General features: G+C 73.0%; 11 protein-coding genes. 2 read left to right on the top strand and 9 right to left on the bottom strand.

Annotated elements, in window-relative coordinates; all coding sequences use genetic code 11:
* Positions 1–15 precede the first annotated feature (15 nt).
* From ACIQWG_RS02995 to eccD, 5 genes are all read right to left on the bottom strand, one after another.
* On the bottom strand, positions 16–486 hold the full coding sequence (locus tag ACIQWG_RS02995) for a type VII secretion system-associated protein (RefSeq protein ID WP_404089549.1): 471 nt from the start codon (positions 484–486) through the stop codon (positions 16–18).
* Positions 487–710: 224 nt separating this feature from the next.
* Positions 711–1,019: a WXG100 family type VII secretion target gene (locus ACIQWG_RS02990; protein ID WP_126900176.1), complete on the bottom strand. Its 309-nt coding sequence runs from the start codon at positions 1,017–1,019 to the stop codon at positions 711–713.
* A gap of 88 nt (positions 1,020–1,107) precedes the next feature.
* Complete coding sequence (locus tag ACIQWG_RS02985; RefSeq protein ID WP_404089547.1) at positions 1,108–1,443, bottom strand: hypothetical protein; 336 nt, start codon at positions 1,441–1,443, stop codon at positions 1,108–1,110.
* Positions 1,444–1,912: 469 nt separating this feature from the next.
* Positions 1,913–3,478 (bottom strand): type VII secretion protein EccB, encoded by a 1,566-nt coding sequence (eccB, locus tag ACIQWG_RS02980; protein ID WP_404089545.1) that lies wholly within the window; start codon positions 3,476–3,478, stop codon positions 1,913–1,915.
* Between the two features lie 58 nt (positions 3,479–3,536).
* Positions 3,537–4,943: a type VII secretion integral membrane protein EccD gene (gene eccD, locus ACIQWG_RS02975; RefSeq protein WP_404089544.1), complete on the bottom strand. Its 1,407-nt coding sequence runs from the start codon at positions 4,941–4,943 to the stop codon at positions 3,537–3,539.
* A gap of 453 nt (positions 4,944–5,396) precedes the next feature.
* On the opposite strand from eccD, the gene eccCa reads away from it, so the two are divergent.
* Entirely contained in the window at positions 5,397–9,383 is a 3,987-nt protein-coding gene (eccCa, locus tag ACIQWG_RS02970; RefSeq protein ID WP_404089542.1) for a type VII secretion protein EccCa, read from the top strand.
* Between the two features lie 209 nt (positions 9,384–9,592).
* Here the strand turns inward: eccCa and ACIQWG_RS02965 are convergent, their stop codons facing one another.
* From ACIQWG_RS02965 to ACIQWG_RS02950, 4 genes are all read right to left on the bottom strand, one after another.
* Positions 9,593–10,822 (bottom strand): S8 family serine peptidase, encoded by a 1,230-nt coding sequence (locus tag ACIQWG_RS02965; RefSeq protein ID WP_404089540.1) that lies wholly within the window; start codon positions 10,820–10,822, stop codon positions 9,593–9,595.
* Positions 10,819–14,136, bottom strand: coding sequence for a right-handed parallel beta-helix repeat-containing protein (locus ACIQWG_RS02960; protein WP_404089538.1), 3,318 nt, complete (start codon positions 14,134–14,136; stop codon positions 10,819–10,821). The genes ACIQWG_RS02965 and ACIQWG_RS02960 overlap by 4 nt, the downstream gene beginning before the upstream one ends.
* A 152-nt stretch (positions 14,137–14,288) precedes the next feature.
* Positions 14,289–15,470 (bottom strand): ricin-type beta-trefoil lectin domain protein, encoded by a 1,182-nt coding sequence (locus tag ACIQWG_RS02955; RefSeq protein WP_404089536.1) that lies wholly within the window; start codon positions 15,468–15,470, stop codon positions 14,289–14,291.
* Positions 15,467–16,243 (bottom strand): type VII secretion system-associated protein, encoded by a 777-nt coding sequence (locus tag ACIQWG_RS02950; RefSeq protein ID WP_404089534.1) that lies wholly within the window; start codon positions 16,241–16,243, stop codon positions 15,467–15,469. Before ACIQWG_RS02950 ends, ACIQWG_RS02955 begins: the two co-directional genes overlap by 4 nt.
* A 479-nt stretch (positions 16,244–16,722) precedes the next feature.
* Here ACIQWG_RS02950 and ACIQWG_RS02945 point away from each other — a divergent pair, with 479 nt between their 5' ends.
* On the top strand, positions 16,723–17,763 hold the full coding sequence (locus tag ACIQWG_RS02945; RefSeq protein WP_404089533.1) for a mannose-binding protein: 1,041 nt from the start codon (positions 16,723–16,725) through the stop codon (positions 17,761–17,763).
* Positions 17,764–17,847 lie beyond the last annotated feature (84 nt).

Here is a 17,847-nt window from a genome sequence, read left to right as displayed (position 1 = left end):
TTTCTACTCGGTTGGTCAGGACTCGTCGTCCGGATCGCCGGTGCCGCCGGCGGTCAGGGTGTCGACCTCGTCGAAGGTCTGGAGCAGCGTCTGGGCGTCGATGGCGTCGAGGTTCTTGTCCTTGGTCTTGTTGGCCTCTTCGATGGTCTCGGTGAGGGCCTCCTTCAACTCCTTGAAGAGGTCCATCTGGTCACCGAGCAGCTTGTCGATGGCCTCGGCCGCGGTGCGGATGTCCTTGATCAACGTCGGGCCCGAGACCAGGGGCTCGGTGACCATCCTGCCGATCCGCAGGAGCTGCTTGTCCTGGGCGAGGTTGTCCGGTGTGGTGTGCCCGTCGATGAGGTGGCCGAGCGGGCGGATGTGGGACCCGTCGCCCTCCTCCTTGTGCTTCTTCGCGGCGGTGTGGACCGGCTGCACCTCGTTGTCCCGGAAGTTCTCCATCTGCTTGAGGTCGAAATGCTTGACGTCGGCTTTCTCACCGGCCATGACGCTCTCCTGCCGCTCGGTGCCGGACGGGGATACGGGGCCCGCCGGCGCCCTCTGCACGGGCGACGGCCGGGCCGGCGGGCCCGAGTGCCGCACGGGGGCACCGGGCCGGTCCGGAGGTTCCCGCCCGCTCCACGATGTCCGGCACGGCCTCGCGGGGACACCTCACCCGTCGGCCCGGCCGCGTCGCCGGGCCCTCGACGAGCGGAAACTCCGGCAGTGCCCTAACGGGCCCGCACGTTCCCCCAGTTGTCGGCGCTCTTGCGCTCGTCACGGGAGTGGTTGTCGTGGATGGTCTGGATCAGTTCGCCGTTGTCGCCGAGGAGCTGGGCCATGTTCTTGGTGGCCTGGTCCCACTCCGCCTGGACCTGACGGTAGGTCTCCTGGTCCGAGCCCTCCCAGGAGCTGACGAGCGGCTTCAGCTCGTCCTCCAGGTTGTTCAGGGTCGTGATGATCTGCTGGGTCTGGGCCATCAACTCCTCGATGGCGTTGCGGACCACGGGGTACTGCACGTCGATGATGCCGTCGGCCATGACGTCTCCTCTCGGACGGCCGGGCGTCTGGGCCCGGGAAGCTCAGGGGTCCGGCCTCGCCGTGACAGGGCCGGTGCTGCCGGTCGGGTCAGCGCAGTGCTTCGAAGACGCCCTGGCTGGTCTTGCTGTTGAGGACCTCGGTCAGGTCCTGGTTCTCCTGCGCCAGGCGGTTGGCGGAGGTCACGTTCTCCTGGAGCGCGTCGACCATCTTGCTGATCTGGATGACGACCTTCTGCGCCTCGGCGTTCCAGCTGCGGAAGAGCTTCAGCAGGGCCTGGCCCTCGTCGCCGCCGACGCCGGAACGCGCCGCGATCTCGCCGACGTTGTTCTGGATCTTCTCGACCTGGTTCCGGGCCGACTCCAGGGAGGAGACACCCCCCAAGCCCTTGGCATAGTCCGCTTTCCTCGCGGCACTGTCCGCCATGTCGCGCTCCCTTCGTTCGGGTCTGTCCGGCACGTTGCCAGCCGAGGCTAAAGAGAATCCGGTGTTCCGCGCAACGCACGCAGGGAAGATTTGAGCTTCAGTCAGCTCACCCCAGAATTCCTGCGTAGCACGGGAGTTGTGGTGAGGTTTCAGCGAAATGAACAGGCCTGCCCGGCCGGCCGGGCACAGCGGAGCGCACCGCCCGCCCGCCATCGCGAGGCGGGCGGAAAGCGGGCACGCCTGGAAGGCGAACGGGCAGCGCGCAGAGCCGTATCCGGCAATGCAGGCGCCTGAGCGGATTCCGCGGGCACGGCCGGCCGGTAAATCTGAGCTTTCTCTGAGGTTCCCGCCGCATCCCTTCCGCTGATTGCTCCACGTACTTCACGCGGCCGGAACCGAGTTTGGCTCAATACTTATGCTGGGCCGCCCTTTTCCTTTTCATCGGTGTCGAATGCACCCCTTGCCGTGATCACTGCGAGGTGTCCGCCTTGTCCTTCGCGGAGCTCGCCTCGTCCCGCCCACGCTCGGGGGTGCCGGCGCACTGCGGAGCCGTCACCTTGGGCTCGGCGGTGCCCGAGGCGGCGGCCGGGTCGAGGTCCGCTCCGGTCGGGAGGGTCGCGAGCAGCGGCGCCGGGACGGAGCCGATGTCCGAGGTCCCGTACCCGAGGGCGGCCAGTGAATCCTTCGTGGAGACGCGGTACTTGACGCCGTTCTCCGCCACCAGATAGGTCGTTCCCGCGTGCGCGGCGCCACTGGCGTGCAGGGCCCGCACCAGGGCGCCCCGGCCGGGCCGGACCACGGTGGCGTCGGTCGGGACACAGGCCGCCCGCAGCGGCTGGGCGGTGCCCTGCGACACCGCGACGGGGGTGAGCCGGTCCAGCGACACCAGGACCGACCTGATCCGGACGCCACCGTCGTCGCCGTCCACCTGCGCGCAGAGCGCGGTGCCGGCCGGGGCGGACTGCGGCACGGGCGGCGCGTCCGGCAGTTCCGTGGACGCGGTGGCACCGTCGTCGGTGGCCCGGTGTTCGCGCAGCGCGTCGGCGCCGACCGTGCGCACCTCGGGCGAGCGCCCCTGGTAGGCGTCCTGCTGGGTGGCCGGGTCGCCCAGCACCAGGGCGGCGCCGAGCCGGGTCAGCGGCACCAGGCCGTCCTGCGTCAGCAGGTGGTACGTGCTGTCGCCGCCAGGGACACTGACCTTGAACAGCTGGCCGATCCTGCTGGCCTCACCGCCGAGCTCGGGGCCTTCCTCACCGCGGCCCGTCACCGTGGGCGGCTTGAGGACGGGGCCGGGGGCCAGCGCGTCGAGGAACGCCGCGGAGACCGGCATGGGCCGCTCGGAACCGTAGCCGAGGGCGTTCCGGGCGTCCGACTCCTTGTCCAGCGGCAGCCTGCTGCCCCGCCACACCAGGTACTCGGTGCCGTCCGGCCCGCGTACCAGTACGGCCCGGTCGCCGCCGATCCCACGGGAGTCCAGCGGCGCCCCGGCCACCACGGTGGTCGCGCCCGGCTCCTCCACCCCGGTGCTCGCCACGGCGCCGGAGGTGTCCGGCAGCGCACCCTCCGGCCCGGTCACGCACATGTGCCAGGCGTCGGCGTCGAGTTGGCCGGGTTCGGGCACGGTGTCGGGGGCGCCGGGGATGCCCGCGGGGGCGCCCACCGGGACGTCCCGGAGCGAAGCGGTGCCGACGTCCACGGTCTCCAGGTCGGAGCCGCCGATCAGCCGGGCCGAGGCGTAGTTGCGCACCGGGTGCAGCACGCCGTCGGTGTCGGTCCACACATAGCGGGCGCCGGTGTCGCGGTTGACCACCAGGTGGGCACCGTCGCGCCAGGCGTCGTTCCCGCCGGGGCGCAGCAGGCCGTACACCGTGGTGCCCGCGCCGATCAGGACGGTGACCAGGACACCGAAGGCCACTCCGCGGGTGGTGCGCCCGAGCGGGCTCTCCGGGGCGTCCGGGTCGGCCATGAGCAGGCCCGAACTGAGCCTGCCCATCATGAAACTGTGGGCGTGTACCTGGTCGCGTTTGGACTGCACGGCCTCTCCTACTCGTTCTCTTGCCGCGGTGCGGGTGCGTTCGGCTCCGCGCCGGTGCTCAGCCGAACAGGCCGCGCAGCCAGCCGAAGAGTCCCGCCACCCACAGGCTGAGCGGCAGCAGCGCCACGGCGAGGCCGGTGTGGGCCATCTCCGCCGCGCGACCCCAGTACGGCAGCATCCGGCGTCCGGGCACCGTCCAGGCGGCGATCACCAGTGCGGCGGCGGCGCCGAGCAGCACCGCGAAGACCACCAGGCGCCCGTCGCCGTCGCTGTCCACCGCCCAGGCGCGGGCGAGCAGCAGCAGCCCCCAGATCCCCGGCACCGCCAGGGTCAGCCGCTGCCCGATGTGGACCAGCCCGCGGGAGTGCAGAAGCAGCAGCAGGCTCAGTGCGAGCGCGGTCAGCACCTCGGGCAGGTCGGGGTGTTCGGCGAGAACGACCAGGGCGGCTGCCGCGATGACGCCGGTGACGCCGAACAGCGCGGTGACCCAGCGTCCGGCCAGCTCGGTGCGCTCGGCGACCTCGTCGCCCGCGTAGGGCTCGATGCCCTCCTGGAGCTGGCCGGCCGAGGAGGGCAGGGCGGGCATTCGCATCCCGGCCAGCTTGAACGCGAACGGTGCGACCGTCCCGGCCGCGAGGGCGACCACCGTCGCCACGAGGGCGGCCGCGGCCGGCACGTCCAGGTCCGTGTAGCCGATCAGGGCCCCGGCGATCGCGGTGGCCACCGACACGACGGCGGTGGCCAGCAGGGCCGGGGCGCCGACGGCGGTGGCGGCCAGCGCCAGGACGGCGCCGCCCGCTCCCGCCGCTCCCGCCGCCAGCAGTCGCGCACCCGCGACCCGTGCCGCGTCCGGGCCGGTCAGATCACCGCCGGGCAGCACCCAGCCGGCCAGGGCCAGGCAGGGAGCGACCAGCAGGCCGAGCGCCGTCGCGGAGAGACGGTCGCCGACCGCGCGGCTGGCGGTGCCGGCGCCCGCGAGCAGCAGCACGCCCGCCACGGCCGCGCAGGCGGCCCGCACGGAGCCGGAGCCGGCCACCCCCGGCCGGAAGACCAGCACCAGGGCGGCCGCGACGGTGGCCACCGTGGCGCCCACCAGCAGTCCGCGGGCCGCCTCCGGGTGCCAGGTGTGCAGCTTGCGGCCCGCGGTGTCGGCTATCCCGTCCACCAGGTCGTCGAGCCGTGCCTCGGGCAGCGCCTCGGTGTGCGGGCGCAGATAGAGCACGTCCCCGTCGGCGAGCCCGGCCCGCGCGAGGGTGGTCTCCTCGTCCAGCGGGGCGTCACCGAGCCGCTGAAGCGCCCAGCCGGCATGGTCGAGTCCAGCCTCCTCCGCCTCCTCGCCGACGTAGCGCAGCAGCGTGGGCAGCAGATCGGCGACGGGGACGTCGGCGGGCACGGCCAGATCGACGGAGACGCTCGGCGCGCGTACGGTCAGGCGGCACAGTTCGGCCACCGCGCTGTCGGTCATCAGCTGAACTCTCGTCTTCCGTGGGGGGTTTGACAGGAGGACTTCCCCGGGACCGGGGCAGTGCGAAGAGTACGGAGGGTACGCGGCAGCCAGAACAGGGGGGTCGGGCAGGGGAATTGGGTCCGTGTGCCCGGCAACCACCTCTCCCGCGTGGACAGGTCGCGTTTCGTGAATGCAGACTACTGCCTAGGCCCGCCGGATCGTGCTGGGGACCGGGCTCCTTGTCCGGTATGCAGTTGAATGGTGGGGGACTTGACCGTTCCCCGCTTTCCGCTCCCAACATTCATCCGGCGTTCACCGCGTACCCGGACCCCCGGAAAATGAGCGCGGTGCGGTCTTTCCCGCTACCGGGGTGCCGGTATTCGGCGCGGGCCGGAAAGCCAGTGAAACCGGAGGTTCTGTTCCTTGAGTGTGGTGCTGTTTCGCCGGCCGGCCCGCAGGCGCGGACCCGAGATGCCCGAAGGGCAATTGACCCTTCAGGAACCGCCGGTCCTCGCCGAGACGGTGCCCGACACCTCGGCGATATGGACCTATTTGCCGATGGCGCTGATGTCGGTGTCCATGATGCTGATGTTCCTGCGCCCGGGCGGCGGCAACGGCGTCTTCATGTATTTGGCGATGGGCGTCATGGCGCTGTCCGCCGCCGCCATGCTGCTGGGCCAGCTGATGCGCCGCTCCAGCGAGCGCAAGCAGCGTCTGAAGGGCGAACGCCGGGACTACCTCCGCTATCTGGCGCAGACCCGCAAACGGGTGAGGTCCACCATCGTGGAGCAGCAGCGCGCGCTCGCCTGGCGTCACCCCGAGCCCGCGTCGCTCCGCTCGCTGGCCCGCACCTCACGGCTGTGGGAACGCCGCCCGGCCGACGAGGACTTCGGCGAGGTCCGGCTCGCGGTCGGCGAGCAGCAGCTCGCCCTCACCCTGAACCCGGTCTCCACGCGTCCGGTGGAGGACCTCGAACCGCTGTGCGCCCACGCTCTGCGCCGCTTCATCCGCGCCTACTCGACCATCCCCGAGCAGCCCCTCGGGCTCTATCTGCGGTCCTCGGCGCGGGTCATGGTGCGCCCCGAGGAGACGACCGGCGAGGAGAGCGCCGGCGGCCCGGCCGAGGGCACCGACCCCGCCGTCGACGCGGTGCGCGCCCTGGTGCGCGCCGCGCTCGGCCAGCTCGCCGTGTTCCACGCTCCCGAGGAGCTGTGGATCGCCCTCTGCGTCAGCGACGAGCGGCGGGCGGACTGGGAGTGGGTCAAGTGGCTGCCGCACGCACTGCACCCGTACGAGGAGGACGGCGCGGGTCAGGTCCGCCGGATCACCGCCGACCTCACCGAACTGGACGACCTGCTGGGCGCCGAGTTCGCCGAACGCCCCGGGTTCGACCCGGACGCCCGGCCGGGCCGTGACGAGCCCTACACCGTCGTCGTCCTGGACGGCATCACCGTCCCCGAGGGCCACCGCTGGGAGGGCCACGGCTACCGCAACGCCGTGGTCCTGGACGTCTCCGGCGCGCTGCGCTGGCGCCCCGGCCGCAACACGCTGCGGCTGACCGTCGGGCCGGACCGGGTGAGCCTGGTGCGCACCGACCGCAGCCGCAAGGAGCGCTCGGTGCCGCTCGGCCGCCCGGACCGGCTCGGGCCGCTCGGCGCGGAGTCGCTGGCCCGGCTCCTCGCCTCCCGCCGGATCAGCCTGGGCAGCGACATCGCGCAGCCGCTGGACAGCGACGTGGAGCTGACCACCCTGCTCGGCATCCCCGACCTGCACCGGCACGACACCAAGGCCCTGTTCGCGAGGCACACCGGCTCCGCCCGGCTGCGGGTGCCGATCGCGGTCGGCGTGGACGGCCGCCCCGTGGAACTGGACATCAAGGAGTCCGCGCAGGGCGGCATGGGTCCGCACGGCATGCTGATCGGCGCGACCGGTTCCGGCAAGAGCGAGCTGCTGCGCACCCTGGTCCTCGGTCTCGCGTTGACGAACTCCTCCGAGACGCTGAACTTCGTCCTGGTCGACTTCAAGGGCGGCGCGACCTTCCTCGGTCTGGAGGAACTCCCGCACACCTCCGCCGTCATCACCAACCTCGCCGACGAAGTCGCCCTGGTGGAGCGCATGCAGGACGCCCTGCACGGCGAACTCATCCGCCGCCAGGAGCTGTTGCGCGCGGCAGGCAACTACACCTCCGCCCTGGAGTACGAGCGCGCCCGCGCCGCCGGTGCCGACCTCACGCCGCTGCCGAGCCTGTTCGTGGTGGTCGACGAGTTCAGCGAACTGCTCTCCGCGCACCGGGAGTTCATGGACCTGTTCGTCATGATCGGCCGCCTCGGCCGCTCCCTGGGCGTGCACCTGCTGCTGGCGTCGCAGCGCCTGGACGAGGGCCGGATGCACCAGTTGGAGAGCCATCTGTCGTACCGGGTCGGCCTGCGCACCTTCTCCGCCATGGAGAGCCGGGGTGTGCTGGGTGTGCCGGACGCCTACGAGCTGCCGGCCCAGCCCGGCAGCGGCTATCTGAAGTCGGGCGTGGAGGCCCTGACCCGGTTCCGCGCCGCCTACTCCTCCGGTACGTACCGCCGCCGCACCGGCGCCGTGGTGCAGGCCCGGGTGGCCAGCCAGGTCGTGCCGTGGACCAGCGGCTGGGTGGTGCCGCGCACCCTCGACCCGACGCCCGCCCCGGAGCCGGAGGAGACAGGCGACGAGGAGACCCTGCTCGACGTGGCCCTGGACCGGCTGCGCGACTCGGGCCCGGCCGCCCACCAGGTGTGGCTGCCGCCGCTGGACGAGCCGTCCCCGCTGGACGCCCTGCTGCCCGGTATCGCCCCCGACCCGGAGCGCGGTCTCACCGCGGCCGGCTGGTCCGGCACCGGCAGGCTGCGGGTCCCGGTCGGCCTGGTGGACAAGCCGTTCGATCAGCGCCGGGACCCGCTGGTCGTGGACCTCTCGGGGGCCGGCGGCCATGTGGCCATCGCGGGCGGCTCGCAGAGCGGCAAGTCCACGCTCGCCCGCACCCTGATCGCCGGCCTCGCCCTCACCCACACGCCGGCCGAGATCCAGTTCTACTGCCTCGACTTCGGCGGCGGTGGCCTCTCCCAGCTCGCCGGGCTCCCCCACGTCGGCGGGGTCGCGGCGCGGCTGAACCCGGAGCGGGTGCACCGGGCCGTCGCCGAGGTGATGACGCTGCTCGCCCGGCGGGAGCAGTTCTTCGTCGACCACACCCTCGACTCCATGCAGTCCTACCGCCGTCGCCGGGCCGCCGGGGAGTTCCCCGACGAGCCGTTCGGCGATGTGTTCATGGTGGTCGACGGCTGGTCCACGGTCCGTCAGGACTACGACGAGCTGGTCCCGAAGTTCAATGAACTCGCCGCCCGTGGCCTCAACTACGGTATCCATCTGCTCATCACCACCACCCGCTGGGTGGAGTTGTCCGCGCAGGTCCGCGATCAGGCCGCGACCCGCCTGGAGTTGCGGATGGGTGACCCGATGGACTCGGAGATCGACACCCGCAAGGCCCGCTCGGTGCCGCGCAGCGGTGGCCGGGGCATCACCGCCGACAGCAAGATGCACTTCCTGGCCGGCCTGCCACGCCTGGACGGCAGCGGCTCCCTGGAAGACCTCGGCGACGGCGTCGCCCACCTGGTCGGCGAGATCGCCCGGCACTGGTCCGGCCCGGCCGCCCCGCAGGTGCGGATGCTGCCGCACCGGCTGCCGCTGGCCGAACTCCCCGCGCCCGAGACCACCGAGGGCGGCGGCATGCGTCTGCCGCTCGGCATCGACCAGGACGCCCTGGAGCCGGTGTGGCACGACTTCAGCCGCACCCCGCACCTGATCGTGGTCGGCGACACGGAGAGCGGCAAGACCAACCTGCTGCGCCGGGTCACCGAGGGCATCACCGCCCGGTACGCCCCCAACGAGGCGAAGATCATCGCGGTGGACTACCGGCGCACGCTGGTGGACGCCATCCCCGAGGAGTACCGCATCGGGCACGTGATCTCCCTGGACAACCTGACGGAGACGGTCGATGGCGCGGCCCGCGCGCTGAAGACCCGCGTGCCCGGCGCGGACATCGCCCCCGCCCGGATGCGCAAGTGCGACTGGTGGACCGGCCCGCGCCTGTTCATCCTGGTCGACGACTACGACATGGTCTCCGGCAACTCATTCCAGAGCCCCTTCGAGCCGCTCTTCGAGCATCTGACCCTGGGCTTCGAGATGGGCCTGCACGTGATCGTCGCCCGCAGCGCGATGGGCGCGGGCCGGGGTCTGAGCGACGCCCTCATCCGCCGCCTGGACGAGGCGAACAACCCCGCGATCCTGCTCTCCTGCCCGCCCACCGAAGGCCGCCTCTTCGGCAACGCCAAGCCCGTCAACCTCCCACCGGGCCGCGCCCTCCACATCGCCCGCCGCAAGTCCCGGCTGATGCAGACGGCGCTGGTGGAGCAGGGGCGCGGTCAGGAGAGCTGAGCGGACGGGACGGTGAGCTACGCGGCGGGGGTCGACTGGTGGCCCCGCCGCGGGCTTGCGGGCTGCCTCGCCGAGGCGGACAACCCCGCGGTCCTGCTCGGTCGGTGAGATACGCGGCGGGGGTCAGCTGCTGACCCCCGCCGCCCGGCACCCGGCCGTCAGCGCCCGCACCGGGCACACTCCCCCGTCCCCGCCCCCAGGGGCGGGGCTCAGTCCTCGCCCGCCCCAGCCGCCCGCGCCGGGCGCCAGCCCCGAGCGCGCGCCCGGGGAAGGATGAAGGCGGCCCACAGGACCGTGAGTACGGCGGCGGAGCCGAGGAGGACGAAGAGGGTGGCGCGGCCTACGGCCCGGTCGGCGGTGGCGGTGTCGCGGACCGCCACGGCTTCCGAGGCGCGCGGTGGGTCGGCGGATGTTCCCGAGCCTCCGAGGACCGTGGTCACGGCGGCGTACGCGTCCAGTTGAGGGATGTCGGCGGGGTAGGCGGTGGCCGTGAGACGGGCCGCGACGGCGTCGGGTGAGTCGTCCGGGTACGCGGCGCGGACCACGGCGGCGGCCCCGGCGGCGTAGGCCGTGGCCACCGACGCGCCGGCGCCCAGGTAGTGGCCGTCACCGCGCGGGCCCCCGGAGACCACCCCGGCGCCGGGTGCGGCCAGGTCGATGCCCGTGGTGGGCAGGGAGCGGTCCGGGCGGAGGCCGCCGGGGAGCATGTCGGCGACGGAGAGGACGCCGGGTTCACCGGCCGGCCAGTACACGCGGGACGGGATCTCGTCGGTGCCGGCGCGGGACGGCGGGTCCGGGGTGGCCGCGGCGACCACGACGGCGCCGGCGCGTCGGGCGTCGGCGACCGCACGGGTCAGGTCCGTGTCCCGGCGTGGCAGGGCCACCGTGACCGCGATCACCTCGGCCCCGGCACCGGTGGCCTCGCGTACGGCGTTCGCGACCAGTTGGGCGCTCGCCTCTCCTCGGGTGTCGGTGCCGCGCAGGGCCAGGATCCTCGCGCCCGGGGCGACCCCGGCGAGGGTCGCGCCGTCCCCGGCGACCAGTCCGGCCAGGTAGGTGCCGTGCCCGACGCAGTCGTCGGCTGCCGTGCCGTCGGCGGTGACCCGACCGGCGAGGCCGGCGGCGTCGGGGGCGACGCCGGTGTCGATCAGGGCGACCGTCACGCCCGATCCGGTGCCTTGCCCGTGCAGCCGGTCCAGATCGAGGCGCTGGCGCGACCAGTCCTGCTTCTTCGCCTTCGCCCGGGAGGCGGCGGTGCAGGCCGCGTCCGCGTCCAGGGTGGAGGGCATCGCGGGAAGTTCCTGGCCCTTGGCCCCGTCGGCCGACGGCAGTCCCGCGTGGGGCGCCGTATGAGCCGTGACGGCCGTGGGCAGCAGCAGCGCGGCGGCGAGACCGGCGCCCGACAGCAGACGGGCGGCCCCGTGGGCGGGCGGCCTCACAGTCCGGCCGCCTTCGGGGCCGCGACCACGACGTCCTCGGGAAGGAGGATGCGCAGGTCGTCCAGGGTGGGCGCGGCGAGCGAACTGAGCCGCCCCGCCTGGCGGGTGACCATCGACTCGACGACCTGCCGGGCCAGCCGCGCGTTGCCGAACGAACGGTCCCGGGGCAGCGCCTCGAAGTACGACTTGAGCACCGGGCCGGTGCCGGGCCCGCACTCGTAGCCCATGCTCGTGGCCTGTGCGCGCACGATGGTGACCAGTTCCTCGGAGGAGTAGTCGGCGAAGGTGATCCGGCGCGGGAAACGGGAGGACAACCCCGGGTTGGAGGCGAGGAAGCGCTCCATCTCGTCGGTGTAGCCGGCGACGATGACGACCACCTCGTCGCGGTGGTCCTCCATCAGCTTCAGCAGGGTGTCCACCGCCTCCTGGCCGAAGTCGGCGCCGCCGCCCTGCGGGGTGAGGGTGTAGGCCTCGTCGATGAACAGCACACCGCCCCGGGCTCGTTCGAAGACCTCGCGGGTGAGCTGGGCGGTGTGGCCGATGTAGCGGCCGACCAGGTCGGCGCGGGCCGCCTCCACCAACTGGCCGCGTTGCAGGATGCCGAGCTGGGTCAGGATCTCGCCGTAGAGGCGGGCGACGGTGGTCTTGCCGGTGCCGGGCGGGCCGGTGAAGACCAGGTGGTGGCTGAGCGAGGGCACCGGCAGTCCCGCTGCGGCCCGGTGGCGGGCGGTGGTGATGAGGTTGACCAGGTCCGCGACATCGCGCTTGACCTCGGCCAGGCCGATCATGTCGCCCAGGCGGGTCAGCGGGTCGTCGGCCGGGACGCCGGACTCCGCGGCCCGCGCGGCGGCGGTGACCGACACGTCCTCGGGCAGCAGCAGCCGTAGATCGTGCTCGCCGACCTGGGCCTGGGAGGCGAGCCGGACCGCCTGGCGGTCCACCATCTCCTCGAACACCCCGCGCGCGGCGCGGCCGTTGCCGAATCCGGCGTCCCTCGGCATCGCCTCGAAGTGCGCGGCCAGCGCGTCAGCGGTGCCCTCGCCCAGTTCGTACTGGTGCTGGGCGCACATGTTCTCCATGATGGCAACCAGTTCGGGCACGGAGTAGTTCTCGAACTCGACGGTCCGGGAGAAGCGGGACGCCAGACCCGGGTTGGAGCCGAGGAAGGACTCCATCTCGCGGGAGTAGCCGGCGGCGACCACCACCACGTCGTCGCGGTGATCCTCCATCAGCTTCAGCAGGGTGTCCACGGCCTCGCGGCCGAAGTCGGCGCCGCCGTTGCCGCTGTCCGCGGTGAGTGTGTACGCCTCGTCGATGAACAGCACTCCGCCGAGGGCCCGTTGGAAGGTCTCGGTGGTCTTGATCGCGGTGCCGCCGACGACCTGCGCGACCAGGTCGGCGCGAGAGACCTCCACGAGGTGCCCGCTGCGCAGGGAGCCCAGCTCGGCCAGGATCGCGCCGTAGAGGCGGGCGACGGTGGTCTTGCCGGTGCCGGGGGGACCGGCGAAGATCAGATGTCTGCTCATCGGCGGGGCGGACATGCCGAGCTGCTCGCGGCGCTGGGCGAGCTGGGTCAGGTTCACCAGGGTGCCGACCTGCTGCTTGACGTTCTCCAGGCCGATCAGCGCGTTGAGGGCGCCGAGCGGACCGTCCACGCGGTCCGGTGCGGGTCCGTCCGCGGCGCCGGAGCCGGCCGGGTCGGTGTTCTCGGCGCTGCCGGTGCCCCAGGCGTCCCGCTTGCCGTTGCCGGTGCTCTTGAGGCCGTCCACGGCGAGCCGTTCGCCGGGAGCGGTCTGCACCAGGCCGCCGCCCTCGTTCTCCCGGGCCAGGCAGTTGACGAGCGAGACGGGGGCGGTGGACTCCACCCGGAAGCCGTCCTGGGCTCCGCCGGAGACCTCGCAGCCGCTGAGCGAGGCGAGCGCGCCCTCGCGGAGCAGGAAGCCGTGGCCCTGAGGGGCGTGCACGGTGGTCCGGTTGGCGGTCAGCTCGCCGCCCGCGGCGACCACCACACCGTCCTCGCCGGATATCTCGACGCGGAAGTCGCGGACGGTGACGTTGCCGCCGTCCTCCACGATCAGACCGCTGGTGGCGGTGTCGGAGACCCCGCCGCCGGCCAGGTAGAGGGTGCTGCCGGAGGCCACGCGCACACCCGCGCCCGTCGGCCGTACGATCTCGCAGTCCTCGGCGCGGCCGCGGGCGTCCTTGCCGGCGACGATGCCGTCTCCGGAGGGCTCCACCAGCCGGGCCCGGCGCAGCAGGGGGTTGGCGCCGCCTCGCACGGAGACCGCGGGCGAACCGCCGATCACCTCCAGGCGGTCCAGCTCCGGCGCCGAGTCCTCCTCCAGGAGCAGTCCGGTCTGGTCGCAGTCGCGGACGGTCAGGCCGGTCAGCGCCGGGGAGGCGGCGCCCGCGACCCGCAGCGCCGCGCCCTGCGCGCCGTCCACCCAGCAGTCCTCGAAGGTGCCGCGCGCCCGGTCGGTGACCAGCACGCCGTGGCCCCGGGTGCGCGAGACGCGGCAGCGCCGCAGCACCGGATCGGTGCCGCCGGCCAGGGCGATCCCGTTCCCGGAGGCGCCGGTGACGCGGACGTCCTCCAGCGTCGTACGGCCCGAACTGCTCAGGTGCACGCCGGTACTGGTGTCGTGGACCACGGTGCGCACCACGGTGAGGGAGCAGTTCTGCTCCAGGGCGATGGAGGGCTTGTCGGTGGAGGAGATGTCGCAGTCCTCGACGCTGCCGGTGGACTCTCCGTTGGCGAGCAGGCCGTTGCCGCGGGCGGCGCGCACCGTGCAGCCGCGCATCCGGGCCTCGCCCTGTTCGGCCAGGACCAGCCCGCTGGTGCCCAGGTGCTCGAAGGTGCAGGACTCCACGGTGGTGGGGGTGGTCGAGGTCACCACGATGCCCGCGCCCTGCGGGTTGCTCACCCGGCACTCCCGCAGTGCGAGGGAACCGGTGCCGCCGGACAGGATCGCGGTCCAGGCGGCGCCGACGATCTCGCATCCGTCGAGCGCGGCCTGTCCGCGCCGCACGTCCACGGCGGGCAGTTCGGCGTCGCCACCGCGCAGGGTCAGCTCGGAGACCATCACGGCGTCGGCGCGCAGCGCGAGCACGCTTCCCGAACGCGGCCGGATCTCGACCGTGCCCCGCCCCTCGGCGGCGGTGAGGGTGACCCGGGTGTGGATCACCAGGTTCTCCGCGTACGTCCCGGGCCGGACGCTGATGAGCGCGCCGGTACGGGCAGCCGAGAGTGCCTCACCGATCGTCCGGTAGCGGTCCCGGTCCCCGGGACCGACCGTCAGTACCTGGCGCGACACGCACCAACCTCCTTGCTGGGGGGCGTTTTCAGCGAGCGCCCCCGATGGTGGGGGCGCGTGTCGGCGAGCCGACTGGTGCCATCATGCCTCGCCGTCGCGGCGGGCAGGTGCCGGGAGCGACACTCTCGGCCGGTCAGGCGGCTGACGGGTGGTCAGACGCTCCACTTCTGGTTGTCGGTGCCGGCGCAGGTCCACAGCTGGAGCCAGGCCCCGTTGCCCGTGTTGTTGTCCTTGATGTCGACGCACTTGCCGACGACCGTGTTGACCAGGTCGTGGCGCTCGTTCAGGACGAACTTCTGGGCGGCGTTGCCACTGCACCAGGCGATCTGGATGGGCGTGCCGTCGTTGTAGTTCGCGTTGGCCACGTCCAGGCACAGGCCCTGGATGCGGACGGTGCCGTCGGATGCGAACTGCCATTTCTGCGCCACACCGTTGTTGCAGTCCCACACGAACAGCTTCTTGCCGTCGCCGAAGTCCGCGTTCGGTACGTCGACGCAGCGGCCGGAGAGATGGCTGCGCAGCGAGACGGGGGCGCTGAACGTCACGCCGGAGCCGGGGTTCGCCGGACTGCCGCCGCCGGACGTCTTCCCGCCGCCCGACTTCGCGGGCTGGTCCTTCTGCCCCGCGTCCCCCTTGGGCCGGTCCTTCTCGCCGGTGTCCTGCTTCGGGGTGTCCTTGCCCGAACCGCGTGTCGCGCTGCCCGCGGGGGCTTGCTTCACCGGCTTGTCGGGCTTGGCGGAGCTCTTGTCGCCGTCGTCCGAGGCGCCGGCATCGGGTTCGGTCACCACGAAGTCGCCGGGCGCCTCCTGGGAACCGCCGCCGAGGACGGTCCCGCCCGCCGGTGTCGCCTTGGGGTCCTTGTCGTCGCCGCCGGTGAGGACCAGGAACGGGACCGACACGAGCAGTGCGCCGGCGACCGCCGCTCCGGCCAGCACCGCCTTGCCCGGCCGTCCCACGTGAGCGCTCTGCTCCTGGGGCCGGTCGATGGCGGTGGCGGTCATGGTCCGCACGAGTGCGGGCAGCCGGCTCTTGGCCGCCGCGGCCGCGCCGGGGTCGGCTTCGGACTCCGCCTCGGTCTCGGGCCGGCCCCGGGGGGCCGTCTCACTCTCGGGGCCGGTCTCGGGCTCCGGGTCGGGTTCGGTGGCGCGGACCGCCGGGGCGGCTTCGGCCCCTGCGGTCGCCTCTTCGGCCCCGGCGGGCTCCGCCTCGGGCTGTGACTCGGGCTGTGTCTCGGGCTGGGGCTGGGCGACGGCGGCGGTAGTGGCCGTCTCCTCGTCGCCGGAACCGGACTCCGGCCTCGGGGAGGCCGGGGTGTGCTGGACCGAACGCGTCACGAGGTACTCCCTGTGGTGTGGGGCCAGGGTTCAGAACTGCTGGGGGCCCGGTCCTCGGAGCCGGCGTCCGCCGCCTGCTCAACTGCCCGTTCGGGTAGGGGGTCGAGGACCTCGGGCACGGGGTCGAGAAGGCTGTCCGCCGGGACGAGCAGGGGGGCCGCAGCACCGGCGTTGACCATCAGCAGCGCGTCCGAACCGTGCAGCGAACGGGCCAACTCCCGCGCGGGGACGGTGTCATGCCGAAGTGCCTCGGACATGAACTCATGTGCCGGTGAGGTGAACGACAGCACCACGGGTGCCCCGTCCAGCCCGGCGGCCGTGAGGGGCTCGCCGTTCGGTCCGCGCACCACCGTGATCTCCGCCTCCGCGAGCGCAGCGATCGCCTCGTCCACCGAGCCGTAGCCGGTGGCGGCCCGCTGCGCCGCGGCATCCACCGGGTCGGTGGGCTCCGGCCAGCCGAGCACGCCGGCCGACGGCCGGTATGCCGGGTTGGGGCGGTACTCCCCCACGTCGCCGGTGCCGTCCGACTGCCACTCCCCCAGCACCGCCCAGTCCGGCGGCGTCCGGTCCTGCGTCCACTCCGCGTCCACCACGCCGATCCAGTGGCCGGGTGCCCGGCGCGCGGCGGCCCGTACGGCCTCGGGTATCTCGGGGGTGTCGGCGGCCCCGGCGTCGTCGGCGCGGGGTGACTCGGCGGTGGGGACGGAGCCGTCGGGCACCGCGGACGGGACCTCGTGCCCGCCCTCTTGGCGTTGTCCGGGCCGCATCTCCACCTGAACTCTTCGGTCAGTACGACTACTTCGGCGCCGACGGCACGCGCGCACGCCGACGATGATCAGATCGGGAAGCCCCAGGATGCCACACGCGCCCCGCCCGTTGCGGGACAGCCGACGTCCGTATCGGCCGCCCAACGTGCCCGTTTGCTGCCCGAGTCGGGGACTTTCCGGGAGCAGGGAGGCGTGAGTGGACAAAGCGACGGGAGAGTTGAGGGGGTCGTACGGCTGATCGTCCCGGGGACGGGCTAAGTTGGGCCGTACGACAGGATCTCGCAGCTCGGAGAGGCGTCGGGTCGGCGTGCGGTCTCGGCCCCCGCCGGTTCATGTGCCCTCGACGGCTGTCCGGGCAGCCGAACCGCCCACCTCGGCGCGGCGTTCGCCCAACGCCCGCCGGGTCTTCAGGTGTTCGCCCAGCCGCCACTGGGCGAACCCCGCCCCCCACCACAGAGAGCTCCGCCACCGAGGAGGAGTACCGCATGCCCCCCGAGCACAACGCCCCCGGCGCGAACGCGGAGGCGGCCGCCACCCGCGCAGGGGAGGCCGCGTTACCGTCCGCGCCCGCCGGCCCGGACGAATCGGCACCGAGTCAAGTCCCGGTCCCCGAGGCGCAGTCCGGTACCGACGGAACCAGGTCGGGCACCGGCGCACCGCAGTCCGGCGCCGCCGAAGGGGAATCAGGAACCTCCGGGACGGAGCCCGGCTCCACCACGGCCGGAGAGAACACCGCCACCCCGACGTCACCCCCGGCGTCGGCAGCCGGGACCGCTGAGACCCGCGAGGAACGCGTCGCCGTGGCGGTGGCCGTGGGGACGACGCCGCCAGGGGTCAGGACCGATACCGGCGTGGGCAGCGGACGCCCCCGCAAGCCGATCCTGGCGGGAGCCGCGATCGCCGGCGCCGCGCTGATCGCGATACCGCTGTTCCTGGCCGGGAGCGCGAAGGACGACGGGCCCCCCGACTCCGCCAAGGGGCTGGCCGCGGAGGGCTCCGACACCGTCCTGAACCCGACCTCCGCCCCGGCCGCCCTCGACGACTACGTGGCCGAGAAGCCCAGTCCGTCCCCGAAGAAGGCGAAGAAGAGCGCGCCCGCGAAGGTCACCGTCCCCCAGCCGGCCGCGCCCCCGCCCAGCCCGAGCAGCTCCCCCACCACCAAGCCCGAACCGAAGCCGAAGCCCAAGGCGACCCCGAAGCCGAACTGGAGCACCGAGTCCGTCTTCGCGACCAGTGTCCTGGAGGTCAACCAGGCCTGGACCACCAACCGCATCCGGATGGTGATGCAGACCGACGGCAACCTCGTCGTCTACAACGAGCAGGGCAAGCCCATCTGGGCCTCGATGACCTTCGGACCGAACCACCGGGCGATCTTCCAGCAGGACGGCAACCTGGTCATCCACAACGCCGAGGACCGTCCCATCTGGGCCTCGCAGACCTGGGGCCACGAGGGTGCCCAGCTGGTCCTGCGCGCCGACGCGAAGGTGGTCATCGTGCACAACGGCGGGGTGGTCTGGTCGACCTGACACCCTGGGGCAGGGCGTCTCCCGGACGCCCAGGACCACGCGTCGGCAACGCGGTTGCGGTGCCGGGGCGGGTCGTCGCCCCGG

The organism is Streptomyces sp. NPDC098781 (assembly GCF_044759995.1).
Lineage (GTDB): Bacteria > Actinomycetota > Actinomycetes > Streptomycetales > Streptomycetaceae > Streptomyces.
The sequence above is the reverse complement of the archived record's forward strand: the minus strand, read 5'-3'. Positions and strand labels throughout refer to the sequence as shown.

Bases quoted from the DNA above. Each gene is read 5' to 3' on its own strand.
- ACIQWG_RS02995 (WP_404089549.1), bottom strand. From the start codon at position 486: ATGGCCGGTGAGAAAGCCGACGTCAAGCATTTCGACCTCAAGCAGATG.
- ACIQWG_RS02990 (WP_126900176.1), bottom strand. From the start codon at position 1,019: ATGGCCGACGGCATCATCGACGTGCAGTACCCCGTGGTCCGCAACGCC.
- ACIQWG_RS02985 (WP_404089547.1), bottom strand. From the start codon at position 1,443: ATGGCGGACAGTGCCGCGAGGAAAGCGGACTATGCCAAGGGCTTGGGG.
- eccD (WP_404089544.1), bottom strand. From the start codon at position 4,943: ATGACCGACAGCGCGGTGGCCGAACTGTGCCGCCTGACCGTACGCGCG.
- eccCa (WP_404089542.1), top strand. From the start codon at position 5,397: ATGCCCGAAGGGCAATTGACCCTTCAGGAACCGCCGGTCCTCGCCGAG.
- ACIQWG_RS02945 (WP_404089533.1), top strand. From the start codon at position 16,723: ATGCCCCCCGAGCACAACGCCCCCGGCGCGAACGCGGAGGCGGCCGCC.